Origin of the sequence: Isoalcanivorax pacificus W11-5 (genome assembly GCF_000299335.2) — a bacterium.
GTDB classification, from domain to species: domain Bacteria; phylum Pseudomonadota; class Gammaproteobacteria; order Pseudomonadales; family Alcanivoracaceae; genus Isoalcanivorax; species Isoalcanivorax pacificus.
The window spans coordinates 2,487,684-2,493,891 of record NZ_CP004387.1 but is presented as its reverse complement, the minus strand read 5'-3'; the positions used below and the strand labels follow the sequence as shown (position 1 = coordinate 2,493,891).

Genomic DNA, 6,208 nt, shown 5'->3' with positions numbered 1-6,208 from the left:
TTGATGTGGAGTCTGATAAATGCGTTACCTGAAACCGGTATTGATCGCCTGTGTATTCCTGACGGCGGGCTGCTCGGACGGCATTGCCACCGTGGATGGCCGGGATATTTCCGAACAGGAATTCAATGCCTATCTGCAATCCAAACGCATCTCCCCCGAGAACGCCGAGCAGCGCCGTCGCGCCCTGGACGATTACCTGCACCGCGAGGCACTGGCCGCCGCCGCGCTCAAGGCCGATCTGCTCGACCAGGCGGCGATCGAGGTCGAAGTCAACGAATACCGCAAGCAGCTGGTCATCAGCCGATACTTCGACGCATACCTGCGCGATAACGTGGACGATGCCGCAGTCGCCAACTACTACGCCGCCAATGCGGACAAATATCGCGCCCGCAAGGCGCACCTGGCGCACATTTTAGTGCGCACCCGGCCGGAAATGTCGCAACAGGAACGTGAAGCCCGGCTGACTACCATCACCGAAGCCCTCAGCCTGATTAACCGGGGCGAAGACTTCGCCGACGTCGCAGAGCGCTACTCGGAAGATACCTTGTCGGCGGGCAAGGGCGGCGACCTGGGTTGGATGAAAGAAGGCGCGGTAGCCCCGGCCTTTTCCGACGCAGCGTTCGCGCTGTCGCCGGGCGAAACCTCCGGCATCGTGACCACGCCGTTTGGTTTTCATGTGATTCGCCTGATCGAAGGGCCGCAGGTGGCGAGCCAGTCGCTGCAAAGTGTCGAAGGCGATATCCGTTACCAGCTGCGCCAACAGGCAAAAGATGAAGAGAGCCAGCGCCTGATGTCGTCCGTCAAAGTGACGCGACAGGAGGCCGAGTAATGTCCTGCATCCTCCGCGCCCTGGCATGCGTTACGGGTGTCCTGCTGGTGGTGGGCTGCAGTGAGTCGGCCCCGGAACACCAGGTGCTGGTCACCGTCAATGGCGTGCCGGTGTACGACTATGAGCTGGCGCTGGCCCGCGAGCGGACACTGGGCGAACAGGGCATGCTGCTGGCGGACGCCTCCACTGATCGCAAGGTACTGGAAAGCCTTGTGGCGGGGCGTGCCATGGCGTTGCTCGCAGAACAGGGCATGAGCGAACAGGAGCGTACGGCGCTCGCGCATCAGGTGGCGGCGTGGCGCGAAGAACAGTTGGTCAAGCGTTATCTCTCCGAGCACGTCGTGCCTGTGCCGGTGCCACAACACAGGGTCAACGAGTATTACCAGCGGCACCCGGAGCTGTTCGGGGGCGGTACGCGCTATCGCTATGAACAACTCAGCGTCGCAACGGGCCAGGACACCGCGCTGCGTGACAAAGCGGTGCGCTGGCTGGGGCAGGCGGTCGGGGAAAACGACTGGCAGGCGCTGACGGACGCCGGCCGCACGGCGGGCCTGCCGGTGAACTTCCGCCAGGGCACCGCCGCTGAGTCGCTTGGCAGCGAGACCCTGCGCGCGCGCCTGAAAGCCATGCAGCCGGGGGAGGTCAGCGCCGTATCACTGGAAGCGGGCGAAGCCAGCCTGCTGAAGCTGGTAGCCGTGGAGACGGTGCCGCCACGTCCGTTGTCTGACGTCAGCGATGACATTCGCCTGCGCCTGGCGCCGATGCAATTGCGCCAGGGCATTCGCGAGGTGATGGACCAGGCCACGGCACAGGCGGATATCCAGTATCTGCGGGAAGAATAACCAGGACAGGATGGTTCAATGACAAGGGGATCGAGAGTCGGGGGACTGCTGGCCGCCATCGTGTTGATCGCGGGAATGACCAGTGAGGTTCGTGCGGACACCACGCAGGAATGTACGGCGCTGTTTCCGACACCTGTGGCAGCACACGACCCGCAGGCGAGGCTGTCTTTCTGGGGCGGCCATGTGGCGGGTGGTGCCGATACACTGGTGGCACGCAGCAAGCTGGATCTGTCACTGCTGCCCCTGTCCTGTGGCAATACCGCCTGTGCGATCACCGGCTCGGCTGCCGCGCAAGCCATCCTGCCACCGTTCCCCTCGGCTCAGGGCAGCGCCCGCCTGAATGTGGGCTGGCTGGGCAACGAGTTTTACCAGGGCAACTCCCGCGATTTTCGTGACGTGAATATCGGCCTCTGGGGCACGCTGCGATTGCCGGCGTCCGAACAGCCCTGGCGTATCCGTAACCTCTCCGTCGGGCTGGACGGCACCCTGATCCTCGGGCCGGGTGATTACTGGGTTGAAAACCTGTCCCTGGCGCTGGGTGCGGAACTCAAAGTACAGGGCGAGGGCACGGTGCGGCTGCATGTGCGCAATACCTTTTCCGTGCCGCTGTCGGTGCACTTGAATGCCGGCGGCGAGACGACGCAGCTACTGGTGGTGGCGTACGACAACCTTTCTTTGCAGACCTCCGCCGGCGTAACCGGCTCCGTCTATGCCGTGGGCGATGTGTCTCTTTCTACGGGCGCCAGCGTCACCGGCGACCTGTCGGCGTCCACGGTCAGCCTGCAACTCGGTGCGCGGGTTACTGCCATCAGCGATAGTCAGCGTGGCCAACTCGATTACGGCGATCTGTGTCATAACACCCTCGACCCTGACCTGGAAGTGCCCGACGAAGAAGCGCCGGTCATCACACTCGATCAGCCTGATGGCCAGCGGCAGGAAGCCGCTACGGCCACACTCAGCGGCCATGTCACGGACACAGGTGGCCCGTCTGCCGGTGTGGCCGGGCTGTGGATCACGCGCAGCGACACCGGCGACACCATGCAGGTGGCAATATCCGGCACAGCGTTTTCCACATCGCTGCCTGTCGCGTTCGGTGATAACCATTTCGGCGTGCTGGCACGGGATCATTCCGGCAATGAAACCACCCTCGGCTGGCACGTGATCCGCGAAGATGTGACCGCGCCGCTGGTATCCCTGTCGGGGCCGCAACAGGAAACCGTGCAGCGTTCACCGTTCACGCTGGAAGGCGAGGTGGACGACGGCGAGCACGGTAGCGGTGTGGACACCATTGTCGTCACGCGCGCCGGGCAGTCAGAGACAGCGCCCGTGACGCGCGATGGCAACCAGTTCACTGCAGCAGTGCCCGTGCAATGGGGTGACAATATGCTTCAGGTCACGGTGACAGACGTTGCCGGCAACAGCACGATAGCCGAGAAACAGGTGACGCGCGCAGACCAGATGCCGCCGGACCTGGTGATCCACAATCCGCCCAGCGCCATCGTCGGCGCCGCCACCGTCACGGTGACGGGCGTGGCACAGGACGATACCTATGGCAGCGGCGTCGCCCGTATCCTGGTGGACAACACTTCTGTACCGGGCACCGTTATCTCTGTTACGCCCGGCGCCAACGGCGAATTCAGTGCAAGCATCAACCTGGGCGCCGGCCTGAACCAGATCAGCATCACCGCCGAAGACCAGTTCGATAACCGCAGCGTGGCGGCCATCAGCGTCACGCGCCCGGACCAGGATGGCGATGGCATCCCCGACGACATCGACCCGGACCGCGATGGCGACGGCTACAGCAATGAAGAAGAAATCAGCCGGGGCACGGACCCGGATGATCCGGCAGATTACCCGGACGATGTGGCGCCGGTACTGACGGTGAACAATCCACCCGAAGCGCGTGTGACACGCGCCGATATCCAGGTGACCGGCACGGCGGTGGATGACCGCGCCATGCACAGCGTGACGTTGCTGAATCACCGCTTTGGCACCCCGCTGGCCACCACGTTGCAGTCCGGTGGCCACTACAGCGGTCTGGCGCCACTGGAAGTGGGCGACAACGCCATTACCGTGACGGCCCGCGACGCCGCCGGCAATGAAAGCAGTGAGGTCATTCAGGTGCTCCGCGTCGAGCCGCCGCGGCTGGTCAATGTGTCGCCGGCGCAGGGTGCGATCGTTCATGATCCGGTCGTGACGTTGAGTGGTGAAATTCACGGCGTGCAGACTGCGGAGATGCTCACGCTTCAGGTCAACGGCGCACAGGTGATGATCGGAGACGGCCAGGGCGACGCGCAGACCGGCTTTGTGTATCCATTTGCCGTGACGGACCTGCCTCTGGCCTTTGGCGTCAATCGCTTCGTGCTGCAACTCAACAGCCCGGACGGCCACGACAGCCGCACGCTGGACATCAGCCGCCTGCCGGAAGATGAAGACAGCGTGCCACCGCCGACGCTCACATTGCTGACACCGCTCGATGGTGCCTGGCAGGGGACGGACACGGTGCAGGTGCGGGGCCGGGTAGAAGGGGGGGGCGGTGCAGTGGAGATCACGGTAAACGGCGCGCCCGCCAGCCGGGTAGGGGGCGCAGCGTCGGGCACTTTTTCTTCCTCCCTGACCTTTACCCAGGGTGCCGGCTCATTGACCGTATCCGTGACGGCGACAGACCAGCTGGGACGTGCCGCGACACAAAGCGTGACCGTTTACAGGGACACCGGCGCGCCGGTGATCACCCTGGATAATCCCCTGGCGCCGCTGCCGGCAGATAACCCGGTCAACGAAACGCCCTACCGGCTTGCCGGCACGGTGACCGACCCGCGTCTGGCCGGCATGCTGATCGATGGCGCGCCGGTGATCCTGGCGGCCACGGCGGCGGAAGGCGAATATCGTTTCGTCGCCGATGTGCCGCTGTCTGCCGGCACCCGTACCGTCAGCCTGGAAGCGCATGATCTGGCTGGGAACCGGGTGCGCCAGAGTTACCAGTTCACGCTGTCGCCATCTGCGCTGCTGACGCCCATTCTCCCCGTGGCCAACACCCGCTTTGTAGTGGTCGATCATGCCACGACATCTGTCGTGGCCCGGCTGGCGGGCCAGGCACCCGGCGCCACGGCAGTGGCGCTGCTCGATGGCGAAGCCTTTCCCCTGACCCTGGACGGAACGCTTGTGCAGGGCAACGTGCAATTGCCGGTGGAAGAAGGCCCGCACAGTCTGCGGATCGAGATCAATCACCCTGACGCCGGGCTGGTGGCGGCGGCCAACATACCGATCAGCATTGCCAACCCTTCGCAGCAACCGCTGACGCTGGTGCGGTCATCACCGGCGTCGGATGCGGGCGTGATTGCACCCAACCAGGCCCTGACCTTTCATTTCAATCGCCCGGTTGATCCCGCAATGCTGAATGTGTCCGTCAAAGAAACCCTGCACGGCCTGACTTATATCAACCAGGATGCATCGGGTACGGATTTCCTCCGCGCACAGGGTTACAAGCTGGAAACCGTGCACCGGGCGCTGGAGCCTGTACCGGGCACTGTGGACATCCTGCCGGGCGCCCGCGCGGTCACGTTTGTCGCTGACCGCTACTACGGTTATGGCGCCACACTGGATGCAGAGATCATCGCAGACGGCATTTCACTGGGCCGCGCACGGTTTGCCGTGGAACCCTTGCCGACGCAGGTTTCCGGCAACATCGCCGACCAGTTCGGCAATCCCGTGGCCGGCGTCACCGTCTCCCTGGGCCCGTTGCGCACGACCACGGACGCCAAGGGCGGTTACCAACTCGGTTTTGGCGAGCAGTCCGGTCATGTGGCCGGTGGCGTGACTGAACTGGTCTTCAATCCGGCCATGCAGGATCCCCGTTTTGGCACACGACGGCAGCCCGTCACCGTACGCCAGGGCGAACACAATCAACTCGGCCTGCGCACCTTGCTGCTGCTGAATGAAAACACCGGCTTCTCCGGCCTGCGCAGCGGCGCCACAACCAGGCTCGCCAACGACCAGCTGGAAATTGATCTGACCCAGGCCGTGTTGCATGGCCCGGAGGGGGCGGGCAGCGTCACGGTGAATCCGCAGTTCCTGCCCCTGGAACGCCTCGGCCTGGAAACCACCGGCCTGGTGCCGCTGTTCGGTGTGTATGTTCTCCAGCCTGACAGCCTGCGTGTAGAAGGCCAGGTAGGTCTGTCGATGGCGGTGCCCGTGTATCAGGGTACCCGTGAATGGATGCAGGACGACTCACTGGTGGTCGTGCTGGGGCTGAACGACAACCGCTCCGCGCTTGCGCCGGTGGGTGTCGCGGAAGTGGTCGGCGAGCGCGTCATCCTGCGCCGCGCTTTCCGTGGCCGCTGGCTCGATTATCTGGGCATCGCGCCCGTCACCGAGCAGGCCCTGCCGGCGTTGCAGGCATGGGTTGCAGGCGAGGGTGGCTGGGCCACTGTGCAGACGGCTCTGGGGGCCGGGGGGCGGTGATGAAAAAGACAGTCGCACTGATGACAACACAGCACAACAGAAGAGGTTCAGGGATGTATCGGGGAAGTCGGGGACG

The 6,208-nt window shown here is 64.2% G+C and carries 3 protein-coding genes; all 3 read left to right on the top strand.

What is annotated here, in order from left to right:
• Positions 1-19 precede the first annotated feature (19 nt).
• The 3 genes from S7S_RS11235 (at position 20) to S7S_RS11225 (ending at position 6,132) form a co-directional block, all read left to right on the top strand.
• Complete coding sequence (locus tag S7S_RS11235; protein WP_008737138.1) at positions 20-829, top strand: peptidylprolyl isomerase; 810 nt, start codon at positions 20-22, stop codon at positions 827-829.
• Positions 829-1,671, top strand: coding sequence for a peptidyl-prolyl cis-trans isomerase (locus tag S7S_RS11230; protein WP_041025985.1), 843 nt, complete (start codon positions 829-831; stop codon positions 1,669-1,671). Before S7S_RS11235 ends, S7S_RS11230 begins: the two co-directional genes overlap by 1 nt.
• 75 nt (positions 1,672-1,746) lie before the next feature.
• On the top strand, positions 1,747-6,132 hold the full coding sequence (locus tag S7S_RS11225; RefSeq protein ID WP_008737144.1) for a Thrombospondin type 3 repeat family protein: 4,386 nt from the start codon (positions 1,747-1,749) through the stop codon (positions 6,130-6,132).
• Positions 6,133-6,208: the final 76 nt, after the last annotated feature.

Coding starts and splice junctions, on each gene's coding strand:
- S7S_RS11235 (WP_008737138.1), top strand. CDS start 20: ATGCGTTACCTGAAACCGGTATTGATCGCCTGTGTATTCCTGACGGCG.
- S7S_RS11225 (WP_008737144.1), top strand. CDS start 1,747: ATGACCAGTGAGGTTCGTGCGGACACCACGCAGGAATGTACGGCGCTG.
- S7S_RS11230 (WP_041025985.1), top strand. CDS start 829: ATGTCCTGCATCCTCCGCGCCCTGGCATGCGTTACGGGTGTCCTGCTG.